25 protein-coding genes are annotated in these 26,345 nt (G+C 71.4%); 10 read left to right on the forward strand and 15 right to left on the reverse strand.

Annotated elements, in window-relative coordinates; all coding sequences use genetic code 11:
* Positions 1 to 123: 123 nt before the first annotated feature.
* The 3 genes from ABZV77_RS15135 (at position 124) to ABZV77_RS15145 (ending at position 3,513) form a co-directional block, all read left to right on the forward strand.
* Positions 124 to 1,074, forward strand: a complete 951-nt coding sequence (locus ABZV77_RS15135) for an SMP-30/gluconolactonase/LRE family protein (protein ID WP_356255753.1) — start codon at positions 124 to 126, stop codon at positions 1,072 to 1,074.
* Positions 1,075 to 1,168: 94 nt separating this feature from the next.
* Entirely contained in the window at positions 1,169 to 1,732 is a 564-nt protein-coding gene (locus ABZV77_RS15140; RefSeq protein WP_356255756.1) for a PadR family transcriptional regulator, read from the forward strand.
* 56 nt (positions 1,733 to 1,788) lie between these two features.
* Positions 1,789 to 3,513 (forward strand): acyl-CoA dehydrogenase family protein, encoded by a 1,725-nt coding sequence (locus ABZV77_RS15145; protein ID WP_356255759.1) that lies wholly within the window; start codon positions 1,789 to 1,791, stop codon positions 3,511 to 3,513.
* A gap of 10 nt (positions 3,514 to 3,523) precedes the next feature.
* Here ABZV77_RS15145 and ABZV77_RS15150 read toward each other — a convergent pair whose 3' ends face one another.
* The gene (locus tag ABZV77_RS15150; protein WP_356255762.1) at positions 3,524 to 4,396 is read right to left on the reverse strand and encodes a hypothetical protein; all 873 of its coding nucleotides are present in this window, start codon (positions 4,394 to 4,396) and stop codon (positions 3,524 to 3,526) included.
* Positions 4,397 to 4,627: 231 nt separating this feature from the next.
* On the opposite strand from ABZV77_RS15150, the gene ABZV77_RS15155 reads away from it, so the two are divergent.
* Entirely contained in the window at positions 4,628 to 5,587 is a 960-nt protein-coding gene (locus tag ABZV77_RS15155) for an SDR family NAD(P)-dependent oxidoreductase (protein ID WP_356255765.1), read from the forward strand.
* A 10-nt stretch (positions 5,588 to 5,597) separates the two neighbouring features.
* Here ABZV77_RS15155 and ABZV77_RS15160 read toward each other — a convergent pair whose 3' ends face one another.
* The 5 genes from ABZV77_RS15160 to ABZV77_RS15180 all read right to left on the reverse strand — a co-directional run bounded on the left by ABZV77_RS15160 (position 5,598) and on the right by ABZV77_RS15180 (position 12,482).
* A complete protein-coding gene (locus ABZV77_RS15160) occupies positions 5,598 to 7,127 on the reverse strand; it encodes an aldehyde dehydrogenase family protein (protein WP_356255768.1) in 1,530 nt (509 codons plus the stop codon).
* Positions 7,124 to 8,530: a DUF1338 family protein gene (locus ABZV77_RS15165; RefSeq protein WP_356255770.1), complete on the reverse strand. Its 1,407-nt coding sequence runs from the start codon at positions 8,528 to 8,530 to the stop codon at positions 7,124 to 7,126. Before ABZV77_RS15165 ends, ABZV77_RS15160 begins: the two co-directional genes overlap by 4 nt.
* 51 nt (positions 8,531 to 8,581) lie before the next feature.
* Positions 8,582 to 9,748, reverse strand: a complete 1,167-nt coding sequence (locus ABZV77_RS15170) for an FAD-binding oxidoreductase (RefSeq protein WP_356256080.1) — start codon at positions 9,746 to 9,748, stop codon at positions 8,582 to 8,584.
* A 206-nt stretch (positions 9,749 to 9,954) separates the two neighbouring features.
* Positions 9,955 to 10,893: a hypothetical protein gene (locus ABZV77_RS15175; protein WP_356255773.1), complete on the reverse strand. Its 939-nt coding sequence runs from the start codon at positions 10,891 to 10,893 to the stop codon at positions 9,955 to 9,957.
* Between the two features lie 173 nt (positions 10,894 to 11,066).
* Complete coding sequence (locus ABZV77_RS15180; RefSeq protein WP_356255776.1) at positions 11,067 to 12,482, reverse strand: helix-turn-helix domain-containing protein; 1,416 nt, start codon at positions 12,480 to 12,482, stop codon at positions 11,067 to 11,069.
* A 219-nt stretch (positions 12,483 to 12,701) separates the two neighbouring features.
* Between ABZV77_RS15180 and ABZV77_RS15185 the strand changes: the two genes are divergently transcribed.
* Positions 12,702 to 14,048, forward strand: a complete 1,347-nt coding sequence (locus tag ABZV77_RS15185) for a M64 family metallopeptidase (protein WP_356255778.1) — start codon at positions 12,702 to 12,704, stop codon at positions 14,046 to 14,048.
* A 67-nt stretch (positions 14,049 to 14,115) separates the two neighbouring features.
* Here ABZV77_RS15185 and ABZV77_RS15190 read toward each other — a convergent pair whose 3' ends face one another.
* Positions 14,116 to 14,406, reverse strand: a complete 291-nt coding sequence (locus ABZV77_RS15190) for a hypothetical protein (RefSeq protein WP_356255781.1) — start codon at positions 14,404 to 14,406, stop codon at positions 14,116 to 14,118.
* A 113-nt stretch (positions 14,407 to 14,519) separates the two neighbouring features.
* Here ABZV77_RS15190 and ABZV77_RS15195 point away from each other — a divergent pair, with 113 nt between their 5' ends.
* On the forward strand, positions 14,520 to 14,927 hold the full coding sequence (locus ABZV77_RS15195; protein WP_356255784.1) for a MerR family transcriptional regulator: 408 nt from the start codon (positions 14,520 to 14,522) through the stop codon (positions 14,925 to 14,927).
* Positions 14,928 to 14,929: 2 nt separating this feature from the next.
* On the opposite strand, the gene ABZV77_RS15200 is transcribed toward ABZV77_RS15195, so the two are convergent.
* On the reverse strand, positions 14,930 to 15,856 hold the full coding sequence (locus tag ABZV77_RS15200; RefSeq protein ID WP_356255787.1) for an NADP-dependent oxidoreductase: 927 nt from the start codon (positions 15,854 to 15,856) through the stop codon (positions 14,930 to 14,932).
* A 135-nt stretch (positions 15,857 to 15,991) separates the two neighbouring features.
* Positions 15,992 to 17,005, reverse strand: coding sequence for a LacI family DNA-binding transcriptional regulator (locus ABZV77_RS15205; RefSeq protein ID WP_356255790.1), 1,014 nt, complete (start codon positions 17,003 to 17,005; stop codon positions 15,992 to 15,994).
* 280 nt (positions 17,006 to 17,285) lie between these two features.
* On the opposite strand from ABZV77_RS15205, the gene ABZV77_RS15210 reads away from it, so the two are divergent.
* The 3 genes from ABZV77_RS15210 to ABZV77_RS15220 all read left to right on the forward strand — a co-directional run bounded on the left by ABZV77_RS15210 (position 17,286) and on the right by ABZV77_RS15220 (position 20,505).
* Positions 17,286 to 18,233, forward strand: coding sequence for a nucleoside hydrolase (locus ABZV77_RS15210; protein ID WP_356255793.1), 948 nt, complete (start codon positions 17,286 to 17,288; stop codon positions 18,231 to 18,233).
* Complete coding sequence (locus tag ABZV77_RS15215) at positions 18,230 to 19,687, forward strand: MFS transporter (RefSeq protein ID WP_356255796.1); 1,458 nt, start codon at positions 18,230 to 18,232, stop codon at positions 19,685 to 19,687. Before ABZV77_RS15210 ends, ABZV77_RS15215 begins: the two co-directional genes overlap by 4 nt.
* Positions 19,688 to 19,914: 227 nt before the next feature.
* On the forward strand, positions 19,915 to 20,505 hold the full coding sequence (locus tag ABZV77_RS15220) for a lytic polysaccharide monooxygenase (RefSeq protein ID WP_356255799.1): 591 nt from the start codon (positions 19,915 to 19,917) through the stop codon (positions 20,503 to 20,505).
* Between the two features lie 8 nt (positions 20,506 to 20,513).
* Here the strand turns inward: ABZV77_RS15220 and ABZV77_RS15225 are convergent, their stop codons facing one another.
* Complete coding sequence (locus tag ABZV77_RS15225; protein WP_356255802.1) at positions 20,514 to 21,440, reverse strand: SMP-30/gluconolactonase/LRE family protein; 927 nt, start codon at positions 21,438 to 21,440, stop codon at positions 20,514 to 20,516.
* 85 nt (positions 21,441 to 21,525) lie between these two features.
* Here ABZV77_RS15225 and ABZV77_RS15230 point away from each other — a divergent pair, with 85 nt between their 5' ends.
* Positions 21,526 to 21,969, forward strand: a complete 444-nt coding sequence (locus ABZV77_RS15230; protein WP_356256083.1) for an Lrp/AsnC family transcriptional regulator — start codon at positions 21,526 to 21,528, stop codon at positions 21,967 to 21,969.
* A 39-nt stretch (positions 21,970 to 22,008) separates the two neighbouring features.
* On the opposite strand, the gene ABZV77_RS15235 is transcribed toward ABZV77_RS15230, so the two are convergent.
* The 5 genes from ABZV77_RS15235 to ABZV77_RS15255 all read right to left on the reverse strand — a co-directional run bounded on the left by ABZV77_RS15235 (position 22,009) and on the right by ABZV77_RS15255 (position 26,305).
* Complete coding sequence (locus ABZV77_RS15235) at positions 22,009 to 22,773, reverse strand: SDR family NAD(P)-dependent oxidoreductase (protein ID WP_356255805.1); 765 nt, start codon at positions 22,771 to 22,773, stop codon at positions 22,009 to 22,011.
* The gene (locus ABZV77_RS15240) at positions 22,770 to 23,756 is read right to left on the reverse strand and encodes an ornithine carbamoyltransferase (protein ID WP_356255808.1); all 987 of its coding nucleotides are present in this window, start codon (positions 23,754 to 23,756) and stop codon (positions 22,770 to 22,772) included. The genes ABZV77_RS15235 and ABZV77_RS15240 overlap by 4 nt, the downstream gene beginning before the upstream one ends.
* Positions 23,753 to 25,081 carry an APC family permease gene (locus ABZV77_RS15245; RefSeq protein ID WP_356255811.1) on the reverse strand — a complete coding sequence of 443 codons (1,329 nt, stop codon included), beginning with the start codon at positions 25,079 to 25,081 and terminating at the stop codon, positions 23,753 to 23,755. Before ABZV77_RS15245 ends, ABZV77_RS15240 begins: the two co-directional genes overlap by 4 nt.
* On the reverse strand, positions 25,078 to 25,857 hold the full coding sequence (locus tag ABZV77_RS15250; RefSeq protein WP_356255813.1) for an ArpA protein: 780 nt from the start codon (positions 25,855 to 25,857) through the stop codon (positions 25,078 to 25,080). Before ABZV77_RS15250 ends, ABZV77_RS15245 begins: the two co-directional genes overlap by 4 nt.
* A 181-nt stretch (positions 25,858 to 26,038) precedes the next feature.
* Positions 26,039 to 26,305: a hypothetical protein gene (locus ABZV77_RS15255; RefSeq protein WP_356255816.1), complete on the reverse strand. Its 267-nt coding sequence runs from the start codon at positions 26,303 to 26,305 to the stop codon at positions 26,039 to 26,041.
* Between the last annotated feature and the right edge of the window lie 40 nt (positions 26,306 to 26,345).

Genomic DNA, 26,345 nt, shown 5'->3' on the forward strand with positions numbered 1-26,345 from the left:
GGGGTTACGTACGGGGCCCGCGGGACCGATACTTCGCCGGGACACCGACCCGACGACGAAGGGGAACCGATGCGGTTGAGGTCGAGGGGGAGGCGCCGCGCCGCGTTACGCGGGCGGGGCGGCATGCCGACAGCGGTCCCGGCGACAGTGGTTCCGGCGGTCGTCGTGGTGGCCATGGCGCTGGCCGCGGGGCTGCTCGCGCCCGCCCCCGCACAGGCGGCACCGGCCTGCGCCGCGCCCGAAGCGGCGCCACCGGCCCAGGTGGCGCGGATTCCGGACTGGGCCGAGTCGATCGCCGTCGACGCGCGGGGCCGGATGTTCGCCACCGCGTACTTCACCGGCCGCGTCTACCGCATCGACGCACCGGGCCGCACCCCCGTACCCCTCACCGGCAGTATTGGCGCCAACGGCGGCATCGTCGTCCGCGAGGACGGCCGCCTCCTCGTCGGCACCGGCAACGACCTCGCGCACTCGCTCACCGGCGACCTCCTGCCGACATCGGAACTCCTGCTCGTGGACCCGGACTCCGGCAAGGTCACCACGTACGCCAGAGGGCTCGGCGGCATCGACGGCGTCGCCCTCGCGCCCGACGGCACCGTGTACACCACGACCCTGGGCGGCAGGAACATCGGCCGCGTCACCCCGGGCGGCCGGGTCGACCCCGCCTGGGCGAAGGTGCCGCAGCCCAACGGAGTCGCCGTCTCCCACGACGGCAAGCACGTCTACGTCATCCAGACGACCGTCGCCCCCGGGCTGTACCGGATCCCGGTCGACGATCCGGCGCACCCGCGGCGATGGATCTCCGCATCCGCGTCCGACGCCCTCTCCCTCCCCGACGGAATCACCCTTGACGGCGCGGGACGGCCGCTGATCGCCACCCACGCCGCCGGACAGATCTGGCGGGTCGAGGACGGCCGCCTGTGCGCCGTCGAGTCGGGCCTGCACCTCTCCACCCAGGTCACCTACGGACGCGGCGACCACGGATTCTCGGCGGGCAGGCTCTACCGGGCGGGGGTCGACGGGAAGATCCAGGAGATACCCGCGGGGGCCGAGCCCTCGACGGCGGGCCGCTGATCGTGCAAGTGGGCCGCTGATCATGCAGGTGAGCCGTGTCTCACCTGGCCGGTGCCGCTTGTCTATGCAACAAGTTGCATAGAAGGATTCGGGCATGGCGCTCGAGCACGCGATCCTCGTCTCCCTGCTGGAAAAGCCGGGTTCCGGTTACGAACTGGCCCGGCGGTTCGACCGGTCCATCGGCTACTTCTGGGCCGCCACACACCAGCAGATCTACCGCGTCCTGAAACGCATGGAGGGCGACGGCTGGATCGATGTCCGCGAGGTGGTGCAGCAGGACCGGCCGGACAAGAAGGAGTACTCCGTCGCGTCCCTCGGCCGGGCCGCGCTCTCCCGGTGGCTGCACGAGCCGATCGAACCCGAGAGCGTCCGGCACGAGCTCGCCGTGAAGATCCGAGGCGCGGCCTTCGACGACCCGGTCGCACTGATCCACGAGGTGGCACGGCACCACCAGGCGCACGCCGACCGCCTCGCGCACTATCTCGCGGGCGAGCGCCGCGACTTCACCGGGCCCGACGCCCCGGCCCGCGAAGCACCCGACGCCGGACAGGAACTCCAGCACGTCGTGCTGCGCGGCGGCATCGCGTACGAACGGATGACGCTCGCCTGGCTCGACGACGTGCTCGCCACCCTCCACCGCCTCGCAGCCGAGCACTGACCACGCACCACTTTCCCCCTGCCCAACCCCTCCCCGAGCCGGAAAGGCGAACCGCCATGGCCGACCCGCTGCTGTTCAACCCGAACACCTATGACCCGACCCACTTCGACCCCGAGACCCGCAGGCTGCTGCGCGCGACCGTCGACTGGTTCGAGGCGCGCGGCAAGCGCAAGCTGATCGAGGACTACCGCACCCGCGCCTGGCTCGCCGACTTCCTGGAGTTCTCCGCCCGGGAAGGACTGTTCGCGACCTTCCTCACCCCGGCCTCCGCCGCGGGGGAGGAGCAGGGCGACAAGCGCTGGGACACCGCCCGCATCGCCGCCCTCAACGAGATCTTCGGCTTCTACGGCCTCGACTACTGGTACGCGTGGCAGGTCACCATCCTGGGCCTCGGCCCGGTCTGGCAGAGCGACAACGCCGCCGCCCGCACGCGCGCGGCCGAACTCCTCTCCCAGGGCGAGGTGTTCGCCTTCGGTCTCTCCGAGAAGACCCACGGCGCCGACATCTACTCCACCGACATGCTCCTGGAGCCCACCGGTGACGGCGGTTTCCGGGCCACCGGCTCCAAGTACTACATCGGCAACGGCAACGCGGCCGGGCTCGTCTCCGTCTTCGGCCGCCGCACCGACGTCGAGGGCCCCGACGGCTACGTCTTCTTCGCCGCCGACAGCCGCCACGACGCGTACCGCCTGGTCAAGAACGTTGTCGACTCGTCGAAGTACGTGAGCGAGTTCCGCCTGGAGAACTACCCGGTCGGTCCCGACGACGTGCTGCACACCGGCCGCGCCGCCTTCGACGCCGCCCTCAACACCGTCAACGTCGGCAAGTTCAACCTCTGCACCGCCTCGATCGGCATCTGCGAGCACGCGATGTACGAGGCCGTCACCCACGCCACCGGGCGCATCCTCTACGGCCGCCCCGTCACCGCCTTCCCGCACGTGCGCCGCGAGCTGACCGACGCCTACGTCCGCCTCGTCGGGATGAAGCTGTTCAGCGACCGCGCCGTGGACTACTTCCGCTCGGCAGGCCCCGACGACCGCCGCTACCTCCTCTTCAACCCCATGACGAAGATGAAGGTGACCACGGAGGGCGAGAAGGTCATCGACCTGATGTGGGACGTCATCGCGGCCAAGGGCTTCGAGAAGGACAACTACTTCGCGCAGGCGGCCGTCGAGATCCGCGGTCTGCCCAAGCTGGAGGGCACGGTCCACGTCAACCTCGCACTGATCCTCAAGTTCATGGGCAACCACCTCCTGAACCCGGCCGAGTACGCGCCCGTGCCCAGCCGTCTCGACGCGGCCGACGACACCTTCCTCTTCCAGCAGGGCCCGGCCCGCGGCCTCGGCGCCATCCGCTTCCACGACTGGCGCACCGCCTTCGACGCCTACGCCGAGCTGCCCAACGTCGGCCGTCTCCGCGAACAGGCCGACGCCCTCTGCGAGTTCGTCACCACCGCGGCCCCCGACGAGAAGCAGAGCCGCGACCTCGACCTGCTCCTCGCCGTCGGCCAGCTCTTCGCGCTGGTCGTGCACGGCCAGCTGATCCTGGAGCAGGCGCGCCTGACCGGCCTGGACGAGGACGTGCTCGACGAGCTCTTCGCCGTCCTCGTACGCGACTTCTCCGCGCACGCCGTCGAGCTGCACGGCAAGGACTCCGCCACCGCGGACCAGCAGGCCTGGGCCCTGGGCGCGGTCCGGCGTCCGGTCGTCGACGAGGCCCGCTCGGCGCGGGTCTGGGAGCGGGTCGAGGCGCTGGCGGGAACGTACGAGATGGCGCCGTAGCCGTCGCTCGTCAGGGGACCGGTCGGCCGGTGCGCGCGTCCAGCAGGACTCGGTCGCCGACCGGCCGGTCCAGTTCCACCGTCACCCGCTGCATCTTCGCCTGCATGGTGCATATCCCGTCGTCCTCCCCTTTGATGGAAGAGGCCAGTACGACGCTGCCGGTCGTTTCGAGCACGTCCACGGCGGCTCCGTCGTCGCAGGCACCATGGAGGGCGATCACGGTCACCGACCGCCCGTCCGCGGCGGTCCTGACGAGCCGGTGGAGCGGGAGACCGGGGAGGTCGTGGGCGCGGCCGATCGGGGGCCGAGGGGGCTTGGAGGGGAGCACCGCGGCCTGTTTGAGGGGCGAGGCATAGCCGTCCAGGGTGTAGAGCCAGGCCGGGACCGTCGCGGGGCCGCGACTGGTAGCCATCTGCATCTCGCCCCGCTCCACGCCGGTCACCGTGAGACGCGGCTTCCCTCCGCCCCGGGAGCCGACCAGTCTCTCGTACGACTCGTCCGCACCCACCAGCGGCCGTGTGAGCGTCGTCCCTCCGGGCCACCTGACCCGACCGTCCCTGGGCTTGGGGCCAGGCAACTTGCCGCGCAGGACCAAGCGACCGTCCTCGAACGCCTGCTCGTCGGCTCGGCCGCGCAGCCCTCCTCGCGGCAGCTGCACCGTCTCCCCGGTGGGGTGGTAGCCGGTGCGCCACTCGGCCGCCGCGGCGGAACCGTCCCAGGCCTCGGCGACCTGCCGGGCACGGTCCGCGAGTGGGTCCGCGCTGTCGGCGGGCGCGGCCTCCTGCTCGCCGCAACCGGCGGCGGCTGCCAAGAGGGCGCCGGACAGACCGACCCCTGAGAGCAGACGGGCGCGGCGGGCTGGGCGTGACGCCCTGACGAGCATGTGACCTCCCGGACGAAGCTGTCGCGACCGCTCCTTTGGTGCGACTGATCCTGGGACGGAGCGCGGCCGGGAAACGTTCACCGTGTCGGCGGGATATCGGTCGCCCGGCGCGCCCGACGCCGGTCTGTCGGCGATATGTCGGTGGCCGCTGACACCGTGGGTGTCGAATTGCCCGTCGGCAGAGGCAGCCGCAGCCGCAGCCGTCCGTTCCAGCAAGGGAGCTCCACCTTCATGTCCTCCGCATCCTCCACCCCGTCCTGGGACGTCCACCGGCTGCCGCGAGCCGATGGCAGCGTCTTCCTGGTCACCGGCGGCAACGCCGGTATCGGGTACTTCGTCGCGGAGCAGCTGTCGGCCACCGGAGCGACCGTCGTGCTCGGCAGCCGGAGTCCGGCGAAGGCCGAGGCCGCCATGGCGTCGATCCGCGCCCGGGTCGACGGCGCACGGGTGCGGGCCGTGCGGCTGGACCTCGCCGACCTCTCGTCGCTGCCGTCGGCCGTGGAGTCCCTGGAGGTGGCACGCCTCGACGCGGTGGTGCACAACGCGGGCGTCGCGCTCGACGATCCGCCCCGCGAGGAGACCGCGGACGGTCACGAGATCATGTTCGGCACGAACCACCTCGGGCACTTCGCGCTGACCCGGTGGCTGATGCCGCTCCTCTCGGCGGCGCCGGCGGCCCGCGTCGTGACCATGGGCAGCTTCGCGGCGAAGTCCGAGCGGCTCGACCTGAACGACCTGCAGTCCCAGAAGGACTACCGGCCCAAGCGCACCTACGGACGCTCCAAGTTGGCGCAGATGTACTTCGGCATGGAACTCGACCGCCGTCTGCGTGCCGCGGGCAGCACGGTGGCGAGCGTGGTGGCCCATCCCGGCGGCGCCCTGGACTCCCTCACCCCTTCGCGGCCGCCGGTCCACGTGCGGACGACCGGCGCACGGCTGAGCGCGGCACCCGCGGCCCTCCTCGTCCAGGGCAAGGACGCCGGTGCGTGGCCCGCGGTCCGGGCGGTGCTCGACCCGGCCGTGCGAGGCGGCCAGCTGTGGGGGCCGCGCGTCTTCGGTCTGCGGGGCGAGCCCCGGAACGAGCCGGTGTGGGACCACCTCGCCGACGCCTCCGTGGCGGCGCGGCTGTGGGACGCGAGCTGTGAGCTGACCGGTGTCCCCGCACCATTCCTGGCTCCCGGGAACTCCTGAAGCGACAGGTTCAGAGGAAGCTGACGTTCTGGGCGAGGGAGAGCCGACTGGAGTAGTTGATCGTGTTCGTGGCCGACCGCATGTAGGCGCGCCACGCGTCGGAGCCCGACTCGCGGCCGCCGCCGGTCTCCTTCTCGCCGCCGAACGCGCCGCCGATCTCCGCCCCGGACGTCCCGATGTTCACGTTGGCGATGCCGCAGTCGGAGCCCTCGACGGACACGAACCGCTCGGCCTCCTGCTGGTCGCGGGTGAAGATGCTCGAAGAGAGCCCCTGCGGCACGTCGTTGTGCAGGGCGATCGCCTCGTCGAAGGTGTCGTACGTCATGACGTACAGGAGCGGCGCGAACGTCTCCTCCCGGACCACGTCGGTCTGTCGGCCGACGCGGACCACCGCCGGTTCCACGTACGCGGCGTGCGGCGCGGACGGCGCCGGGCGGCGGGCGCCGCCCGCGAGCACCTCGCCGCCCTCGCCGCGCACCCGGTCGAGCGCGCCGTGCATGTCCTCCAGCGCACGGGCGGAGATCAGCGGGCCGATCAGCGTCGCCGGGTCGAAGGGATCGCCGACGGGGAGCTTCTGGTACGCGGCCGTGAGGCGCCCGACGAGCGTGTCCGCGATGTCGTGGTGCACGATGAGGCGTCGCAGCGTCGTGCAGCGCTGCCCCGCGGTGCCGACCGCCGCGAACACGATGCCCTGCACGGCGAGGTCCAGGTCGGCCGACGGCGCGACGACCGCCGCGTTGTTGCCGCCGAGTTCGAGCAGGGAGCGGCCGAAGCGGGCGGCGACGCGCGGGCCGACCTCGCGGCCCATGCGGGTCGATCCGGTGGCGCTGACCAGCGCGACCCGGGGATCGTCCACGAGCCGCTCGCCGACGGCGTGGTCGCCGAGCAGCAGCCGGTGCACGTCGCGGGGCGCGCCCACGTCGTCGGCGGCCCTGGCAAGCAGCCGGTCGCAGGCCAGGGAGATCAGCGGGGTCAGTTCGGAGGGCTTCCACACCACGGTGTCGCCGCAGGCCAGCGCGACGGCGGTGTTCCACGACCACACGGCCGCCGGGAAGTTGAACGCGGAGATGACGCCGACGACACCGAGCGGATGCCATGTCTCCGCCAGGCGGTGCCCTGGGCGCTCGGAGGCGATGGTGCGTCCGTAGAGCTGCCGGGACAGGCCGACGGCGAAGTCGCAGATGTCGATCATCTCCTGGACCTCGCCGAGCGCCTCGGTGCGGATCTTCCCCGCCTCGATGGTGATCAGGTCCGCCAGGTCCTCCTTGTGGTCGCGCAGCAGTTCGCCGAGGCGCCTGACCAGTTCGCCCCGGCGCGGGGCGGGGGTGGTGCGCCACTCCAGGAAGGCAGCGGAGGCCGCGGCGAGCGCCTCCTCGGTCCCGGCCTGCCCCGTTGCGGCCAGGCCGAAGAGGTCCTCGCCGGTGACGGGGGTGCGGGCCCGCAGACCGTGTCCTTCGGGGACGGTGACGCCGACGCGGTCGAGCGCGGCGCGGGCGCGGGCGCGCAGCTCTTCGGTGGCGGGCAGGGCGATGCCGGTCATGACGCTCCCTTGGACAGTGGTGCGCGGGTGGGACGCAGTGCGCGGGGAACCAGGGCGAGGGAGCGGTCCCGCTGCCGCTCGTACAGCGCGAACGGGTCGAGGACGTCCCGGCCCATGGCTTCGGCGAGCGTGTCGGAGTCGTACGCGCTGCCTTCCCGGCCGCTGTTCCTCGACCCCGTGTCACTGAGGTTGGACTGGAAGATGCCCGCGGCCGACCTGGGCAGGAAGTCCTCGTACACGATCGGCTCGGCCCGCAGCCAGCCCCCGTCCAGGAGCCCGCCGAGGTCACAGGGCGGGCGGCCGCCGTCCACGGGCCGGTCGTGGACGGCGTGGTAGGTGAAGAACCCGAGCCCCCGCGCGGCCAGTTCGTGCTCGGTCGGGGGCAGGTGCTCGGCCCACACGGCACGGGCCACGGCGTCCCGCCCGGCGGCCGGGAGGTTCGCCGCCCGCTCGTCGACGAGGCCGAGGAGCCGGTCGTACAGGACACGGCCCTCGCGGGTCAGCGCGATGCCACGGGCCTCGACCTCGCCGAACCGCACCCGCAGCGCGCCGCGTCGCACGCTGCCGTCCGCCGCCCGCAGCGCGCGCGGTTCGGCGAGCGCACGGAAGGAGGTCTGGCGCAGCAGCACGTCCGGACCCGCCCAGCGCGGCGGCCCCTGAACGGCGTCGATCATCTCGATGCCGCGCTCGGTCATGCGCCGGTAGAGCTCGTCGATGTCCAGGACGCGCGGGGTGAGATGGTTGATGTGGGTGCTGCGCACGCCGCCGATGTCCGCGGCGACGGCGGAGACGCGCTCCAGGGCCGCGTACCAGCCCTCGTCGATGGGTTCGGCGGACAACTCGAAGGCCCGCACGGCGAGTTCGAGGAACCGCCCGGCGGCCGCGTCGGACAGCTCCCGCTCCGCCTCGCCCCGGTCGGCCAGCGCGAGCAGCTCGGGCGGGAACAGCTCGCGCCCCGCGAGGAATTCGGTGAGGCGCGAGCGCAGGCCGTCGTCGAAGAAGCGGGGGTCGGAGACGGTGAGCATGGACGTGAAGACCCGGAAGGGGTTGCGGGCCAGCTCGTCCTCGTCCACCGGCCGGAACGCCGTCGACACGATGGGCAGCGCGCTCGCGGCGGTGTCGCGCAGGTCGTAGAAGCCGACCGGGTGCATGCCGAGAGCGCCGAACACGCGCGCGACCTGCCGCAGTTCCCCCGGCGTGCCGACCCGGATGGCGCCGTGCCGCTCGGCGGTGACGCGGCCGATGGACCCGAGGCGTTCGGCATCGGAACCGCGCGTACGCAGCACGTCCTCGTTGACCTCACGGGAGACATCCACCAGCGTCGTGTACGCGGGCACCTCCCGCCCGTACATCCGCGAGAGCCGCTCGGCGAACGCGGCGCGCAGCCGCCACTGCTCCATCATCGGCCTGTCGTCCTTTCGGCGTCACACGACTCGGCGTCATACGACTCGGTGTCACACGACATGGGCTTCCGGGCGGCTCGCGGACCCCGCACGAAATCGTTCCGCACCGAGCGGCCCGACATCGACGCACGGCCGCCGCCCCAGATACAGGTCGCGGACGATCTCGCCCACCGCGGGGGCCTGCAGGAAGCCGTGGCCGGAGAACCCGGTGGCGTAGAGGAAGTTGACCGGTGCGCCGGACCGGCCGATCAGCGCGTTGTGGTCGGGCGTGACCTCGTACAGGCCCGCCCACCCGCCCGACGTCTCCAGCTCCGCGAGGACGGGCGCCCGTTGCCGCACCACGTCGCGGAACAGCTCCAGCCAGCCGGGCGTCCACGTGGTGTCGAAGCCCTCGGCCTGGCCGGGGTCGGCGAGGCCCAGGAGCAGCCCGTCGTCACTGTTGTGGAAGTACGCCGACGACGCGAAGTCGATCGTGAAGGGGATGCGCGGCGCGGCGGGCACCAGCGGCGTGGTGAAGGCGAGTTGGCGCCGCAGCGGCCGCACCGGCAGCTCGACACCGGCCATGGCACCGATCCGCGCCGACCAGGCCCCGGCGGCGCAGACGACCGTGGAGCAGGACACCCGGCCGCGATCGGTGTGGACGGCCGTCACGCGGTCGCCCACCACATCCATGCCCGTGACCGCGGTACGGGTCGCGAACACGGTGCCGACCCGCGCCGCGGCACGCGCGTACCCACGGACGACGAGCGCGGGCCGTGCGTGCCCGTCGGCGGGGGAGTGGGCGGCCGCCACCAGACCGTCGGTACTGAGGTAGGGACAGAGCGCCCGCGCTTCCAGCGGCCCGATCATGCGGCTGGGCACACCGAGGGAGTTCTGCGTCCGCACCGCGACCTCGAAGCCGGCCGCCTGCACCGGATCGGTCAGCAGAAAGAGGTAGCCGACGGTGTCGAGGCCGATGTCCGCGCCGGGCCGGTGCGGGAAGTCCCGGAAGGCGCGCAGACTGCGGTGGCCCAGCTCGATGTTGAGCGGATCGGAGAACTGCGCCCGCACACCCCCGATCGGCTTCCCCGAGCTACCGTCTGCCAGCTCACCACGCTCGACGACGACGATGTCACGTACGCCCGCTTCGGCGAGATGGAACGCGATGCTCGCACCCATTACCCCGCCGCCGACGATCACGACATCGGCGGCGGCCGGGACGGCTCGGTGGGCGGACAGGGGCGACGTGGGCAGGGACGACGTGGGCAGGGACGCTGAGGAGGCCAAGAGGCCGCTCCCTTCCAGGCAACGGCCTGGGCTGTCATGGCGTGACGGGGAACGCGGAACAGCTGTCTGCCCGCCATGGTGCAGCACGCTGCCTGGTGGCGTCCATGAGGCGTGTGCGTGGGGCCGTGGGGGCTCCCGGACGCCTAATGTGCCTTCGGTCAGAGCGAGTTCCGCCCAGGCGACCGACTCGCCACCCGCCGCCACACCGCGAACCCGGCCATGGCGACCAGCAGGTACACGGGTACGAGGAGTTCCACGTCCGGGGACGACAGGTGTACGGACCAGCCCGCGTCGCGCTCGTCCCCCTCGAACACGACCCGGTTGACGGTCAGAAAGGCCAGGTGCGCCCCGATGCTCGTGCACAGCGGGGCGTGTCGCACCGCGGTGCGGGCGGTGACGAGCGTCAGGCCGAACACCGTCAGCAGGATCAGGTAGTCGACGGGGTTCTGTCCGCCCGGCGCGAGGCCGACAGGACCGGTGTCCCCGCCGACGAGGGGCGCGACCCCGGCCTCCACCACCGTCGACAGGCCCGGCACCACCAGGAACACGGCCGTCGTGCCGAGCGCGGAGACCATGCCGCCGAACCGGCCGCGCAGCGCGGTCCACGTGTGTCCGCGCAGCGTCGTCTCCTCGGGCAGCGCCTCGAGGAGCAGCGCGACCACGCCGTTCGTCACCAGGAATCCGGCCAGCCGGGGCAGGTCGGGGCGGGACCAGCTCAGTAGCCCGGCGGCCGTCCCCGCGCCCAGTACGAGCGCCGCGGCACCGGCCGTCACCCCCGCGCCGACGAGCAGGGCCCGCAGGCTCGCGCCCGGACCGCCGAAGCCGATGTCCCGCAGGGAGTTGCCGCGGCGGCGCAGCGCGAGCACGACGAGCGGCACCGCCACCGCGCTGACCAGCGCGGCCGGGACGAGCCTGGCCAGGAACCCGGTCAACCCGAGGGCGTCGGCGAGCACGGGGCCGATCGCCGTGCCCGCGCCCAGTGCCACGGCCATGACGAGACCGCCGCCCAGCGCCCGACCCAGGGCTCCGACGAGCGAAGGGGCGGGTGGGCAGGGCCGGTTGCCTGTCGTGCGTCCTGTCTGGATGCCGGTCGCCACTGTCTCTCCTCGATACCGGTCGCCGCTGCTCGATGTCGCCGCGGCAAGGGGTACGTCCCATCCTCGGCGCCCCCGCGATCATGGGAGTCGTAGCCGTGGACGAGATGGGCGTACATCTTTTGATGCAGTGGTGGCGACCGGCGGAGGTGTGGCGGTGATGCTTGCGGGTCGGGTCACATGGGGGGAGTGGCGGGCGCGGGGCCCAGCGTGGTGGTGCCGGGTGCTGCCCGGTGGCCGAGGCCCGTGCGGTACGCGTCCATCGCGGCCTCCACCCGCCCGGTGCGGCGCAGCAGATCGCCGAGGAGACGGCAGAGGTCGGCCAGATCGCCCACCGCGCTGGAGCGTTCGAGCAGGGAGAGCGCGGCGCAGTAGTGCTCCTCGGCCGCCTCGGTGTCGCCCCGCTCCTCGGCGATGAGCCCGAGCAGCCGGTGCGCGCCGCCCGCGTGCACCGCGCCGCGCCCGGCCCCGAGCGGTTCGGCGGCGCTCCCTGCGCCCCCGGCGCTCCCAGCGGCTCCGTCGCCCGTGGTGAGCAGCGGGCGCAGCAGTGTCTCCGCCTCGCCGGTCTTGCCGCGACGCCGCAGCACGTCCGCCAGTTCGACCTCGACCTGCTCGGTGAAGAGTGCGGCCCGCTTGGAGGCGAGGATGTCGCGGGCCGTGCGCAGCTCGTTCTCGGCCTGCTCCAGGTCGCCGTCCTGCGCGTGTACGTAGCCGCGCATCCAGTGGCAGTGCGCCAGTTCGGTGCGGATGTGCAGCTGGCGGTAGAGCTCCTGGGCCTTGGCGAGGGACGCGTCGGCCTCGGCGATGCGTCCCTCGGCGATGAGCGTACGGGCCACCCCGCGGTGCATCCCCGCCACGAGTGCCGGGTCGTCGACGCGCGGGGCGAGCGCGAGTGCCAGCTCGGCGGCGTGCGCGGCCCGGGCGTGCGCCCCCATGTCCATGTAGGGCGCGATCGACGCCGTGTAGAGGAGAAGGAGGGCGTCGGGGTCGTGCAGCCCCGCGGCGTCGAGCTCGTCGAGGGTGCTCTCCAGGAGGTAGCAGGCGTAGCGCAGTTCACCGGTGAGCAGGTGGGCGGTGGCGCGTCCCCGGACGGCCGGGACGCGACGGGGCAGCGGCTCGTCGGCGAGGAGCCGTTCGGCGGCGGCGAAACGGTCGCGGGCGCCGATGAGTTCACCGGCCTCCAGCAGGCAGTCGCCGAGGCCGAGGAGCGCATCGGCCTGCTCATCGGTCAGGGCGTGCGCCACGGCTTCCTCGTGGACGACGCGGAAGAGCTCGGCCGCGTCGTCGGGCGCACCGGTGGCCAGCGCACGCCGGGCGTCGGTGAGCCGCAGGCGCAGCTCCGCGGCGAGGTGGGCGGGGCGGCCGGTGGCCAGCTCTTCGTAGCTGACGCCGAGACGCTCGGCGAGGTGACGCAGGGCGGCCTCGGAGGGGCGCACCTTGCCGGACTCCAGGGTGGAGACGTACGCGGCGGTGTAGGCGGGCTCGGCCAACTGTTTCTGGGTGAGGCCTCGTTCGCCGCGCAGGCGCAGGACACGCCGCCCGATTTCGGCGGGGTCGTCGGATCGCACACCCTCGGAACTCTTCTGCGTCACCGCTGCCCCTCCACCGTCTTGCCGGACGCCTGTCTCTTCGTACGCCCGTCACTCCGTACGCACCGCCGAGCGCATCCGCTCAGGAGCGGCGTGAACTGGCCTGCCCCCCAAGCAACTTGACGCCCACCCATTGCCTGGAGTCCCGGGAACCTCTACGTTGAGCCGCGCCTTAACTCTGCTTAACCCGCCATTTATATCGCGGACTTCGGAAGGACGCCCATGCCCCCCACGCAACGAATACCCGGTCGTGCCAGACGCACCCCTCTGCGCGTCGCCCTCGCCACGGGCATCGCCCTCGCGGCTGCGGCCGCCGCCTCCGGCACCGCGGGCACGGCCGCCGCGGCGGACCCGGAGGCGACCGCCGGGTCGGCCGCCGCGCAGAGCCAGCGCGTCGAGTACTTCACCGGCCCCGACGCCCACCCCCGGCACACCGACGTCCCTGCCTCCCCGACGCTCTCCGCGAAGGAGCGCAGCAGGATCAAGGGCGACGGCGACGTCGTCCCGATCGTGCAGGCGGGACCGACCGACGCCAAGCTCGACGTCGTCTTCATCGGCGACGGCTACACCGCCTCCCAGCAGGAGGACTTCCACGCCGACGTGCGCGCCAAGTGGGCGAAGGTCTCCGCCGTCGAGCCCTATGCCTCGTACAAGGGCCTCTTCAACGTCTGGGCGGTCGACGCGGTGTCCCGCCAGTCCGGCGTCTCCAACGACCCGGCGAACGGCACCGTGAAGGACACCGCGCTCGGCTCGGCCTTCTTCTGCGACGGCATCGAGCGCCTGCTGTGCGTCGACACCAACAAGGTCGAGACGTACGCCAAGAAGGCCGCCGACCCCGACCTCGTCATCGTCCTCGCCAACTCCACCAAGTACGGCGGCGCGGGCTACAACGACATCACCTCGCCGTCCGGCTACGACGGCATCGCCACGGCCTCCTCGGACAACGCCCAGTCCGACCAGGTCGTCGTCCACGAGACCGGCCACTCGCTGGGCAAACTGGCGGACGAGTACTGGTACGACGACTACGGCACCTACACGGGTGCCGAGCCCTGGGAGAGCAACACCAGCAAGCTGACGGCCGCCCAGCTCACCGCGCAGAAGAAGAAGTGGTACCGGTGGATCGGCCAGACCTCGCCCGACGGCGGCAAGGTCGGTGCGTACGAGGGCGGCGGCTACTACCCGCGCGGCCTCTACCGCCCCACCTCGGACTCGATCATGCGCACGCTGGGTCGTGAGTTCAATCTGCCCGGACGCGAAGCCATGATCGCGGGCTTCCACCGGCACGCGTCCGTCGTCACCGCCGAGACGTCCACGGACCGTGCGGTGCGCCGCGACGACAAGGTGGGCGTGCGTGTCGCGGACGGCATCCGGCTGCGCTGGAGCGTCGACGGCCGCGAGGTCCGCCACGCCAGGGGCGACACCACCGTGACGCCCCGCTCCCTCGGGGTCCCGGCCGACGGCCGTACCCACACGCTGTCGGTCCGCGCCACCGACCCGACGGACGCGGTGCGGGCCCCCGAACTGCGGTCCCTCCTCACGGACTCGCTCACCTGGCGAGTGAGCCGCTGAGGCTCGGCCACGGCCGTCCCGCCGCCCGTCGGCGGGACGGCGTCGGACTCGCACCGGGCATCCTCCGTCAGATCCAGCGCACCAGACCCTTCACGATCCGCAGTGCCTTTGCGGGCCGAGAGGCTTGCGCGAGCCACTGAAGGTCACGTTCGATGCTGGCACGGGTCACTCCGGGGCGGCGCCTGCTGTCGTGGGCCGGTACGAGATGCTCGCTCATGAGGCGCCAGACCACCCGTGCCGTCGACACCCCGAGCAGCCGGGCCGCCTCCTGCTGGGAAACCCACTCGTCGTCCGCGCACGCCACCGGCGCATTGCGCCAGCCCTTCGTGACACGTGGATACGGCCGCTCTTCCGTCATGCTCGGCCCTCTCTCAAGGCGGGAGACCTTTCCCGGCACACCGGCTGGGTCAGGGTAGCCGTGCGCGATCTCCGGACAACCACCCGCTGGCTCCCGCTGGCTAAGCTGTCGCCATGCGGATCGGAGAAGTGGCTCGGCTGACGGGGGCCAGCGCCCGCTCCCTGCGGTACTACGAGCAGCAGGGGCTGATCAGCAGCACACGCTCCGGCGGCGGACAGCGGCACTATGCCGCGACGGAGGTCGCACGGGTCCGTCTGATCCGGCGGCTGTTCGACGCGGGACTGGGGAGCAAGGTGATCGCCCAGTTGCTGCCCTGTGTGGACACCGACGACACCGGCGTCCACGAGGAGGCGTTCGGGACGATGGTCAGGGAACGGGACCGCCTGACCGCCGACATCACCCGGCTCGTCGAGACCAGGGACTCCCTCAACGTCTTGATCGAGGCCAACTCCCGGCACCGGCTCGACGCGGCTCGGCGCGGTCCCCTGCCTGCCGGGGACGGTCTGCACTGCGAGGCGTGAGATCAGAGCCGCATGTCGATGACGAGTTTGCCCGACGCGTGGCCCGACTCGACGAGCGCCAGCGCCTCCTGCGCCTGTGACAGCGGATAGGTCGCCGTGATGTTGGGATCGAGCCGCCCGGCGGCCATCAGCTCGGCGACGCGCTCGATGCTGCTCCGGTCCAGACGGCGGCGGACCATCGTGCCACCGAGCTCGGTGACCGACGGGTCGCCCACAGAGACGAGCGCGTCCGGCTTCGTCACCAACGGGGCGACGCTCCGCAGGGAATCTCCGCCGACCGTGTCGACCACGGCGTCGAAGCCCTCCGGGGCCTGCGCCCGGAGCAGGGCCACGACATCGCCTGCGGTGTACTCGACGAAGGCCGCTCCGGTCGCCGTCACGCGATCCCGCTTGGCCGCACTGCCGGTGCCGACCACGACCAGGCCACGGTCCCGCGCGAGCTGGGCGAGAGCGATCCCGACGCCGCCGCCGACGCCGTTCACGAGCAGCGACGCCCCTGCCGGCAAGCCGAGTTGGTCCAGGGCGTCGAGGGCGGTGGTGCCCGCGACGGGAACGGTCGCCGCCCAGGTCTCCGGCAGCGTGTCGGGGATGCGGGCCGTGGACTCGGCGAGCAACAGGGTCGTCCGCGCGTACGTGCCTGCGCCGGTCAGGGCGAATCCGGTGACCCGGTCGCCGACGGCCAGGCCTGTCACCTCGTCGCCCACCGCCAGGACGGTGCCCGCCGCCTCCATTCCCAGGACCTGCGGAAAGGGCACGTGGCCGTTCAGCTCCCTGACGTGTCCGGACCGGAGCAGGTGATCGAGCGGATTGACTCCCGCGGCCGCGACGCGGACCAGGACTTCTGAAGGGCCGGGCGTCGGAACGGGCCGGTCGAAGAACTCGTGGACGTCGGCGGCACCGAAGGCTCGGTACCCCAGGGCTGTGCTCATCGCAGACTCCTTAGCGCTGTTCTCGCCCGGTGTTCGGTCGAGGACAGCGCCAAGCTATTCCTTGACATCAATGTCAGGTTCAAGTCGGCATGACGCAAGTAACAGCCTTGGACGCGCAGTTACGCGGTGAAGGGCTCAGCGGCGATCACGGATCGGTCCGCTCGACTCGCGCACCACCAGCTCGGGCGCCAGCCGTATCGCCTGCCGCGGGCCCTCCTCGCCCCCGGCGAGGCGCCGGGCCAGCAGGCGGGCCGCCTCCGCGGCCAGCTCGGCCACCGGCTGGCGGACCGTGGTGATGCCGGGTGCGGAGAGCGCCGCCATCGGGATGTCGTCGAAGCCGGTGACGGCGACCTCGCCGGGTACGTCGACGCCGAGCTGCTGCAGGCGCTGCAGCGCGCCGACGGCGATCAGGTCGTTCGCGCAGACGAGGGCGTCGGGCCGGGTGGGCCACACCTCGTCGACCGCGGCCCGGCCCCACTCCACGGAGAAGTCGCCGAGGGCCACCCGGTCCGGCGCCCCGGGGTCGAGCGCGGCGGCACCGGCTGCGTAGGCACCGCGTCGCTCGGCGGCGGTCGAGGCCGTGCCCGCCGCGCCGAGGAAGCAGACGCGACGGCGGCCCGTGGCGGCCAGGTGATCGAGGACGAGGGCCATGCCCGCGGAGTTGTCCACCGCCACGGAGTCGGCGACGGCGGGCCCGCAGCCCCGGTCCATCAGGACGAGCGGCACCCGGGCGGCCGCCGCGGTCACCGCCTCCCTGCTGCGCTCCTCGTGCGCCGGGATCACCAGGAGCGCGTCGACCTGCCGACCCAGCAGGTCGGCGATGTACTCCGCCTCCGCCACCGGGTCGTCGTCGCAGTCGGCGAGCAGCACGGCGCGCCCCTCGGCGTGCAGGGCGTGCGTCAACTCCCGGACCAGCGTGGGGTAGAAGGGGTTCGTGATCTGCGGCAGGACGAGTCCGACCGTGCCCGTGGTGCGGCTGCGCAGGGCGCGGGCCGCGTGGTTCGGCCGGTAGCCGAGCGCCTCGGCGGCCGCGCGGACCCGGCGGGCGGTCTCGGCGCCGACGGGGCGGGTGCCCGCAAGGACCCGGGAGACCGTGGCGACGGAGCAGCCGGAGGCCCGGGCCACGTCTCTCAGCGTTACGTCGGCCACGCCGCGCCCACCCTTCGATGCGTTTCGGCAAACGTTATCAGCGGGCCATCGGCGTCACCAGGCCCGATTTTCCGGGCGTATTCTCCCTGTTGAACCAATTCTGTACGCGCTGGTGCCCCCTAGAACCATGTCCGTTCCGGGCGAGTTTGCCGGGGTGTGTCGTTGACCATTGACATAATTCGCACCGGTGCACACAGTCTTGGGAGAACGTTTTCCCGAGCCGTCGCCGCGCAGCGTCCCGCCACGCGGCGTCAGCTCAGCCGAACAAAGAGGTTCCGCGATGCCCCGAAAGATCATCCTGGACTGCGACCCCGGACATGACGACGCGATCGCCATGCTCCTGGCGCACGGAAACCCGGATGTCGACCTGGTAGCCGTCACCACCGTCGTGGGCAACCAGACCCTGGAGAAGGTCACCCGCAACGCCCTCTCGGTGGCCCGCATCGCGAACATCACCGGCGTCCCCTTCGCCGCGGGCTGCCCCCGCCCCCTCGTCCGCGACGTGGAGACCGCCCCCGACATCCACGGCGAGAGCGGCATCGACGGCCCGGTGATGCCCGAGCCGACCCTGGCCCTGGACGAGCGCCACGCCGTCGACCTCATCATCGACACGGTCATGGCCCACGAGCCCGGCGAGATCACCATCGTCCCCACCGCGGGCCTCACCAACATCGCCCTGGCCGCCCGCAAGGAGCCCCGCATCGTCGAGCGCGTCCGCGAGGTCGTTCTGATGGGCGGCGGCTACCACGTGGGCAACTGGAGCCCGGTCGCCGAGTTCAACATCAAGATCGACCCCGAGGCCGCGCACATCGTCTTCAACGAGAGCTGGCCGGTCACGATGGTCGGCCTCGACCTGACCCACCAGGCCCTCGCCACCCCCGAGGTCGTCGAGCGCATCGCGCAGGTCGGCACTAAGCCCGCCCTCTTCGTCAACGAGCTCCTCGACTTCTTCGGCGCCATGTACCTGGAGGCCCAGGGCTTCGACGCCCCGCCGGTCCACGACCCGTGCGCCGTCGCCTACGTCATCGACCCGAGCGTCATGACCGTCCGCAAGGCCCCCGTGGACATCGAGCTCACCGGCACCCTCACCCTCGGCATGACCGTGACGGACTTCCGCGCGCCCGCCCCCGACGACTGCACCACCCAGGTCGCCGTCGACCTGGACCACAAGCGCTTCTGGGACCTGATCGTGGACGCCCTCGAGCGGATCGGCGACGTCAGCGCATGAACGCCCTCACCGAACCCGCCGCCGCTCCGGGCGGCGCCCGCGGCTCCCGGCCGGTGCGCATCGGGGTCCTGGTCACCGCGCTCCTCGCGGCTTGCTTCGCCTTCCAGCTCAACGCGAGCATGCTCAGCCCCGCCCTGAAGAACATCGAGGACTCCCTCGGGGCGACCTCCGCGGAGATCGGACTGACCCAGACCGCGTTCTTCACCTCGGCCGCGCTCTTCTCGCTCTTCCTGCCCCGCCTCGGCGACCTCGTCGGGCGGCGCAAGGTGCTCGCCGGAATGCTCGCGCTCATGGTCGTCGGCTGCGTCGTCGCCGCCCTCGCCGAGAGCGTGCCGATGCTCTTCGCGGGCCGCGTCATCCAGGGCGTGTCCGGTCCCACCGTGCCGCTCTGCCTCATCATGCTGCGCAACGAGGTCCACGAGCCGAAGAAGTACGGCACGCTCCTCGGCGTCATCACCGCCGTCAACGGCGGCATCGCGGGCGTCGACTCCCTGGCCGGCGGCTACCTCGCCGACCACCACGGCTTCCAGTCGGTGTTCTGGGCCATGGCCGGTGTCGCCGCGATCGCCACGCTCCTCGTCGCCACCCTCACCCCCGAGTCGAAGGCGGCCCTCTCCGCCGACAGCGCGGACAGCCGCATGGACTGGCCCGGAGTCACCCTCCTGGTCATCTCGGTCGGCGCGGCCCTGATCGCCCTGAACGAGGCGGGCAAGCTCGGCAACGCGAACTGGCCGCTCGTCGTCGGCCTCTTCGTCGTCACCGCCGTCGCCTTCGCCCTGTTCTGGCGCGTCGAGGACCGCAGCAGCCACCCCCTGGTCGCCACCCGCCATCTGCGCCAGCGCTCCACCTGGGCCCTGCTGCTCACCACCGTCCTCACCATGACCGGCGTGTTCGCCGTGATGAACGGCATGATCCCGGCCTTCGCCCAGGACGCCCAGGCAGGGTTCGGCATGAGCGCCGAGCAATCCGCCTGGTGGACCCTGACGCCGTACGCCCTCGCGGGCCTCGCCATGGGACCCATCGCGGGACGCCTCGCCGCCACGTACGGCTACGGGCGCATCCTGCGCTTCGGCCTCATCGGCTCGGCCGTGACGGTCACCCTGATGCTGTTCACGCTGCACGCCGACTCGCGGCTGCTGCTCCTCGCCGCGTCGATCCTCATCGGCGTCACCTACGCGGGCGTGGGCAACATCGTCCTCAACGGCCTCGGCATCGTGCTCTCCCCGAAGGAGAACCCCGGCTTCCTGCCCGGCCTGAACGCGGGCGCCTTCAACCTCGGCGCGGGCCTCAGCTTCGCCGTCCTGTACGCCGTGCAGACCGCCGCGGAACCGGCCGACAAGACCTCTCCCGCCGGATACACGGCAGGCATGATCGCCGGAGTCGCCCTCATCGCGGCGGCCTTCGTGACGTCCTTCCTCATCCCCAAGCCGGTGGAGGCGGAAGCCACGGAGTGAGCGGTGCGGGGCACCGGCGGACGGAGTCCCACGGTCATCGACCGTGGGACTCCATTGGTATGGACATGCCCAACTCGTGGGGCTAGTCTCGGACTTGGTCTAGACCGCGTCGGACGTGTGCCCTCCGGTTGTCCCCGCACCGCCGCCCCGCTCCTCAGGGTTCGATCGGTGGTGCTCCAGAGGTGTGCGTCCGCCCCAACCGCATCCTCGGACCACGGGAGCCCCTCGTGAGAAACAAACTCACCTCGTTACTCCTGGGCCTCGGCCTCGCCGGTTCGGCCATGCTGGCCACCAGCGGCAGCGCCCAGGCCCACGGCTACACCGACTCGCCCGTCAGCCGCCAGCAGTTGTGCGGCAACGGCACCGTCAAGAACTGCGGCCAGATCCAGTGGGAGCCGCCGAGCGTGGAGGGTCCCAAGGGGTTCCCCGCGCGTGGGCCCCAGGACGGCAATATCTGCTCGGGCGGCATCGGGCGCTTCCACGAACTGGACGACCCGCGGGGCGGGAAGTGGCCGACCACCAAGCTGACCGCGGGCCAGAACCACACCTTCCTCTGGCGCATCACCGCCCGCCACGCCACGACCGACTTCCGCTACTACATCACCAAGGACGGCTGGGACCCGACCAAGCCGCTGACCAGGGCCGACCTGGAACTGCAGCCATTCCTCGCGGTGCCCTTCGGCGGCCGTCAGCCCGGCTCCACGGTCACCCATGACGGTGTCCTGCCCCAGAAGACCGGGCAGCACATCATCCTCGGCGTATGGACCATCGCGGACACCGGCAACGCCTTCTACGCCTGCTCCGACGTCCGCTTCTGAGGTACCGCTCAGCGGCGCACGCGCGGCAGCCCGGTGACGGCCATGACCAGTGAGTACAGCGAGCTGGTCGCGGTGATGAACAGGCGGTTGTTCTTCGGGCCGCCGAACGCGATGTTCGACACCGGCTCCGGTACCCGAAGCCGCCCGATCAGGGTGCCGTCGGGGTCGTAGCAGTGCACCCCTCCCTCGATGGCGGCGGCCCACAAGCGGCCGCCGTCGTCGAAGCGGATGTTGTCGAACCGGCTGACGCCGTCCTTGGCCTCGGCGAACACCTTGCCGTCGGAGAGCGTGCCGTCCTCGCGCACGTCGAAGACCCGGATGCAGCCGCCGCGGGTGTCGGAGACGTACAACTGCCGTTCGTCGGGCGAGAAGACGAGCCCGTTCGGCGCCCCGAAGCCGTCCGCGACCAGGCGCACCTCGCCCGTCGACGGGTCGATCCGGTACACGTTCAGGCCGTCGAGCTCGGGCTCGGCGCGGTATCCCTCGTAGTCGCTGGTGATGCCGAAGTCGGGGTCGGAGAACCACACCGATCCGTCCGAGCGGACGACCGCGTCGTTCGGGCTGTTCAGCCGCTTGCCCTCGTACCGCTCGGCGAGCACCGTGATCCGGCCGTCGGGCTCGGTGCGGGTGACCCGGCGGTTGCCCTGCTCGCAGCTGATGAGGCGGCCCTCGCGGTCGAGGGTGTTGCCGTTGATGTGCCCGGCGGGCGAGCGGAAGACGGAGACCGCGCCGGTCGCCTCGTCCCAGCGCAGCAGCCGGTCGTTCGGGATGTCGCTCCAGACGAGCTGGCGCCAGGCGGGGAGGTAGAGCGGCCCTTCGGCCCACCGGCAGCCCCCGTGGAGCCGCTCGAGCCGGTCGTCCCCGTTCGCACACCGTCCGGTACGGAACCGCTCGTCCAGGATCTCGTACAGGGAGGTGCTGTCATTGCCGGACATGGATACCCCTAGGTGGCCTGAAGCTGAATGATGTTCGGTCGATCATGACTATGTCAGAACGATGTATGGTTGCGCCATGGTGACCGTGGATGACATCGACCGTCGGCTGATCGCGCTCCTCCAGGAGGACGCGACCATCTCGTACGCCGCTCTCGGCAAGGGGGCGAGTCTCTCCGCGGGCGCCGCCCACGAGCGGGTGCGCAAGCTCCGTGAGCGCGGAGTCATCCGGCGCACCACCATCGAGGTGGACCCCGCGGCGCTCGACCGCGGGGTGCTCGCCTTCGTGATGGTCGAATCGACGGCGTGGATGGGGGAGTCCGCCGAAGCGTTCGCGGCGATCGCCGAGATACAGGAGGCGCACGTCATCGCGGGCAGCGCCTCGGTCCTGGTGAAGATCCGCACGGCGACGACCGTGCAACTGCAGGACGTGCTGCGCCGGTTGTACGCGATCGAAGGGGTCAGCGGCACACAGGCCACGGTCTCCCTGGAGACGTTCTTCGAACGCCCCGTCTCACCGCTGCCCGGCTGAGCACGTATCGCCCGACGCCGCCCGCAGTGCTGCGGTGTCTCAGACGCTGCCCCCGCCGTCGACCGTGAGCACGCTGCCCGTGACGAAGTCGGCGTCGGGACCGGCGAGGAAGGCGACCGCGGCGGCGATGTCCTCGGGCGTCCCGATCCGGCCCAGCGGCCGTTCGGCGGCCTCGGCGAGGAACTCGGCGTCGGACTGGCCCAGTTGGCGCGCTTCACGGGCCAGCATGGGGGTTCGGGTGTCGCCCGGCGCGACGCAGTTGACCCTGATGCCCGCGGGGCTGTGGTCCAGCGCCATCGCCTGGGTCAGCATCACCACGCCCGCCTTGGCCGTGCAGTACGCGGCTGCCTTCTCCCCGGCGCGCAGCCCCCAGCCGGAGGCGACGGTGACGATGCTGCCGCGTCCGGCCCGCTCCATGAGCGGAAGCACCGCCCGGCACACGAGGAAGACCGAGTCCACGTTGTCCGCGAACGACCTGTGCCAGTCCTCCAGGGACAGGTCCTGCACCGTTCCCCGCCGGATGCTCCCCGCGACGCAGCACACGTCCGTGATGCCGCCGAGCCTGCCGACGACCTCCTTCACGAGCGCCAGGACGTCGTCCTCGTCGGAGACGTCGCACAGGAACGACTCGGCGACTCCGCCGTCGGCACGGATGCGGTCGGCCACGGCCGCCGCCTCGCGGTCCCGGTCGACGACCGCGACGGCCGCTCCCTCGTCCGCGAGCCGCCGCGCGACGGCGCCGCCTATGCCACCGCCGCCCCCGGTGACCAGCGCCACCCGTGCGCCCGATCGTCCCGCCCTCATCGACTGCCTCCCGTGAGCGTTCCGTCGAACAGCTGGGTGAGCAGGGCCTTCTGGGTGTGCAGCCGGTTCTCCGCCTGCTGGAAGATCTTCGACCGCGGCCCGTCCTTGACCTCGGCGTCGACCTCCTCGCCCCGGTTGGTGGGCATGCAGTCGAGGAACACCGCGTCGTCGTCGGCCAGTTGCATCAGCGGCGCGGTGATCCGCCACCGGTCCGCGAGCCGCGTCCGCGACTGGATCTCTTCCTGGCCGACGAGCGTGGGGGACTTCCAGCTCAGGGTGTACACGGCGGCGCTGCCGCGGACGGCCGCCTCCAGGTCGTGGGTGAGCTCGACGCTCGCGCCGGTGCCTGCGGCGACCTCCCTGGCGGCTCGGGTCACGCGCTCCTCGGGGGCGAAGCCGGGCGGATGCGCGACGGTGATGCGGTGCCCGAGCAGGGCCGCGGCCATCATCGAGGAGTGTAGGACGCCGGGGGTCTTCTGCCGCGGCGAATAGGACCACGCGTACACGATCCGTTTGGCCGGAACCTGCGCACCGAACAGCTCCCGCAGCGTCATCAGGTCGGCGAGGACCTGGCACGGGTGCTCCTCGTCGTCCAGCGCGTTGATGACGGGAATCGTCGCCTGCTCGGCCATCGCGCGCAGCCGGCGGTGCCCCGCGCCGTACTCGTTCATGTCGTACCAGCGCACCACGAGGGCGTCGAGATAGCGATTGAGTACGCCGATGGTGTCCTCGATCGACTCGCGGTTGGCGAGCCGCAGCTCTTCCACCCCGTACGGGTAGCTGTCGGCGCCGAGTTGGGAGGCGGCGACCTGGAAGGAGACCCGGGTTCTGGTGGAGGGCACGTTGAAGAGCAGGCCGATGCAGCGGCCCGCCAGATGGGCGCGCGAGTCGTCGCCGCGCTTCATCGCTTCGGCGAGGTCGAGCAGGGAGCACATTTCCTTGGCGGAGAGGTCCTGTATGCGCAGGATGTGTCGCGCGGTCACGTGAGTACTCCTGTCTCGGTGGAGGGAGGGACGCGCCTGCGCAGCCAGCGCTCGGCGACGACGGAGACGAGCAGCATCGTCAGCGCCACGGCCACGCTGACGCCGAGGAACGGCAGCATGGCGACGGTGGAGGCGATGAGCGCGAGGTTCAGGCGGGCAGTGCGGCCCCGGGGGAGGAGACGGGCGGCGGAGAGGAAGGCCATGAGGAAGATGAGCAGGTAGGTCGCCGACGACGCCTTGATCAGCGTCGTCTCGCCGGAGTCGGTGGCCAGGAGGAGCTGGACCGGTACGGCGTAGCCGGGCAGGAGCGCGAGAACGGCGCGCGCCGGGACCTTGCCCGGTCGGGAGAGGCGGCTGAGCCCGGTCGGCAGGATGCCGTCCCTGGCGAGCGCGAAGACGACGCGGGAAGTGCCCAGGCACCAGGCGTTGGTGGTGAGCAGCAGCAGGACTCCCGCGATGAGATAGCCGGTGCTCTCCAGCCCCGACCCCGTGGCGACCTGGAGGAGCCGCACGAACGCCGTCAGATCGGACTGGCCCGCGGACGTCTCGGGCAGCGCCACGGAGACGGTGAACGCCATGGCGAAGTACAGGAGACCCACACAACTGACGGCATAGAGAATCCCTCTGGGAAAGGTGCGTCCTGGATCCCGCACCTCCTCGGCCACCGGGGCCGCGTTCTCCCAGCCGATGAACCCGAAGAAGCAGATGAGCAACGTACTGCCGAGGGAACTCCAGCCGTGCGGGGCGAACGGCGCGAGACGTCCGTAGTCCCCCTTGGGAAGAGCCAGACAGATGACGACGGCGAGCAGCAGCACCACGCAGCCGAGAACCGTCATCTGGACGCGCGTACTCACCTTGATTCCCCAGAGGTTGAGCGCGACGCAGAACACGATGACGGCGGCGCCCGCGAGGAGGGAAGCCCGGTTCGACGCCGCGGGATCGACGGCCGCGAGCAGATAGCGCCCGGCCGCGAGCCCCAGTACCGGATTGCCCGCGAGCAGCGTGAGGAGGAGGAAGACGGCGGCGATCCGGCCCGCCCGGGCGCCGAATGCCGCCTCCACGAACTGGGCGACGCCCTTGCTCGTGGGATGCCGTACGGACAGTTTCGCGAAGACGAGGGCGAAGGGATAGCTGTAGAGGATCAGCACCCCCCAAGCGACCAGGGAAAGCGGTCCCGCCTCGGCCCAGGCGAGAGCGGGAATCAGCAGCACGCCCGCGCCCATCACGGAGGTGACATAGTGCGCCACGAGCCCCGAGGTGTCCAACTGGCGGACCAGTCGAGGGGGCTCGGACGCCTCCGGCGCGGCCCCCTCCACTGGGGTCATACGGTCTGCTCCGCCTGGTCTTTGCGTGAGCCGTTCCAGAGCCCGTCCATGGTTTCGTGGCTGATCGGTTTGTGCAGGTCGGCACGGGACGCGTAGCCCATGTTGATGATGAGGCGGCGGCCGCGGGTGAGCGGGTAGACGCGGTGCAGGGTGGTGTCGGTGCGCATCAAGTAGAGGTCGCCCGGCTGCAGTTCGAAGGAGTGGATGGGCTGTGCGATGAACTGCTGGTGCAGTTGCGGGTCCTCCTTGTTCCAGTACGTGCGGGGCACGCACTGGACGAACCCGCCGTGCTCGGCGGGCGGACAGGCGACGACCCAGACGAGCGCGAAGCTGTAGTCGTCCCAGTGCCACCCGTGCGTGTCACCGGACTGCTCCAGCTCGGTGATCACATAGCGCTCCGGCTCGTAGGGACACGTGAGCACCGGCTCTCCGGCGACCCTTCCCAGGGCGCCGAGCAGGTCGGTGGACGCGTACACCTGTGGAATCACGTCCCCGTGCTCGCTGATTTCGCGATGGCGGACATTGCGCATCAGCCGGGGCGTGCCGCCGGTTTCCTTGAAGCTCATTCCGCGCCGCACGCCGTGTTCGGCGACAAGATCTTCTATTTCGGCCGCGACCGACGACTTCACGGGGTCGGGCACCAAGAAGGGTAATTTGGTGAATCCGTTCTGGAGGAAATCGCGGCGCGCGCCCTCCAGCATTTGTTCCTCGACATTGTTGACGAGGTGTTCCGAGAGGGACTGAACGAGGCCCCCGATCCGCTCGCCCGGTCGCATGACCAGCTCCCCACGTGGTCGGCAGGAGGTTTACTCATGTTGTCTTTTGGCGGACCGAAGCCTACCCGGTCGACCTGTGAGCCCCACGGAAAGCGATCTGTTCAAGCCAGCGTGAATGATTCGTATTGCATACATCCGTATAAACAGTGCGGCGGAATTCTTGACACGCCGATTCTTTTTGTCACTCCGCAGGGGCGACCCGCACCGACAATCCGTAGTCCAGTTCGGACCCGTCGACGAGTACGGCCTCGACCGACCGGGTCTCGGGGTCGATGTCGGCCTCCATGCCGTCCCCCACGTACCGCGGATAGCCGGATGCACCGGTCTTCCCGGTGGCCACCACCACCGCGGAACGCAGCGCCCCGGCGGAGCCGCCCGCCCCCGCCCCGTCGCCCGCGGTGAACTCGGGCACCAACAGCAGCTCGTAACTCTGCGGATCAGTGTTCATGCCAGTGACGCTAGACAGGACTCGCGTACACCGCACGTTC

It is taken from the genome of Streptomyces sp. NPDC004732 (genome assembly GCF_040609235.1).
Taxonomy (GTDB): domain Bacteria; phylum Actinomycetota; class Actinomycetes; order Streptomycetales; family Streptomycetaceae; genus Streptomyces.

Coding starts and splice junctions, on each gene's coding strand:
- ABZV77_RS15150 (WP_356255762.1), bottom strand. CDS start 4,396: ATGCTCGTCAGGGCGTCACGCCCAGCCCGCCGCGCCCGTCTGCTCTCA.
- ABZV77_RS15145 (WP_356255759.1), top strand. CDS start 1,789: ATGGCCGACCCGCTGCTGTTCAACCCGAACACCTATGACCCGACCCAC.
- ABZV77_RS15165 (WP_356255770.1), bottom strand. CDS start 8,530: ATGATGGAGCAGTGGCGGCTGCGCGCCGCGTTCGCCGAGCGGCTCTCG.
- ABZV77_RS15200 (WP_356255787.1), bottom strand. CDS start 15,856: ATGAGCACAGCCCTGGGGTACCGAGCCTTCGGTGCCGCCGACGTCCAC.
- ABZV77_RS15245 (WP_356255811.1), bottom strand. CDS start 25,081: ATGACCCCAGTGGAGGGGGCCGCGCCGGAGGCGTCCGAGCCCCCTCGA.
- ABZV77_RS15190 (WP_356255781.1), bottom strand. CDS start 14,406: ATGACGGAAGAGCGGCCGTATCCACGTGTCACGAAGGGCTGGCGCAAT.
- ABZV77_RS15155 (WP_356255765.1), top strand. CDS start 4,628: ATGTCCTCCGCATCCTCCACCCCGTCCTGGGACGTCCACCGGCTGCCG.
- ABZV77_RS15215 (WP_356255796.1), top strand. CDS start 18,230: ATGAACGCCCTCACCGAACCCGCCGCCGCTCCGGGCGGCGCCCGCGGC.
- ABZV77_RS15235 (WP_356255805.1), bottom strand. CDS start 22,773: ATGAGGGCGGGACGATCGGGCGCACGGGTGGCGCTGGTCACCGGGGGC.
- ABZV77_RS15140 (WP_356255756.1), top strand. CDS start 1,169: ATGGCGCTCGAGCACGCGATCCTCGTCTCCCTGCTGGAAAAGCCGGGT.
- ABZV77_RS15250 (WP_356255813.1), bottom strand. CDS start 25,857: ATGCGACCGGGCGAGCGGATCGGGGGCCTCGTTCAGTCCCTCTCGGAA.
- ABZV77_RS15160 (WP_356255768.1), bottom strand. CDS start 7,127: ATGACCGGCATCGCCCTGCCCGCCACCGAAGAGCTGCGCGCCCGCGCC.
- ABZV77_RS15225 (WP_356255802.1), bottom strand. CDS start 21,440: ATGTCCGGCAATGACAGCACCTCCCTGTACGAGATCCTGGACGAGCGG.
- ABZV77_RS15135 (WP_356255753.1), top strand. CDS start 124: ATGCCGACAGCGGTCCCGGCGACAGTGGTTCCGGCGGTCGTCGTGGTG.
- ABZV77_RS15255 (WP_356255816.1), bottom strand. CDS start 26,305: ATGAACACTGATCCGCAGAGTTACGAGCTGCTGTTGGTGCCCGAGTTC.
- ABZV77_RS15210 (WP_356255793.1), top strand. CDS start 17,286: ATGCCCCGAAAGATCATCCTGGACTGCGACCCCGGACATGACGACGCG.
- ABZV77_RS15185 (WP_356255778.1), top strand. CDS start 12,702: ATGCCCCCCACGCAACGAATACCCGGTCGTGCCAGACGCACCCCTCTG.
- ABZV77_RS15195 (WP_356255784.1), top strand. CDS start 14,520: ATGCGGATCGGAGAAGTGGCTCGGCTGACGGGGGCCAGCGCCCGCTCC.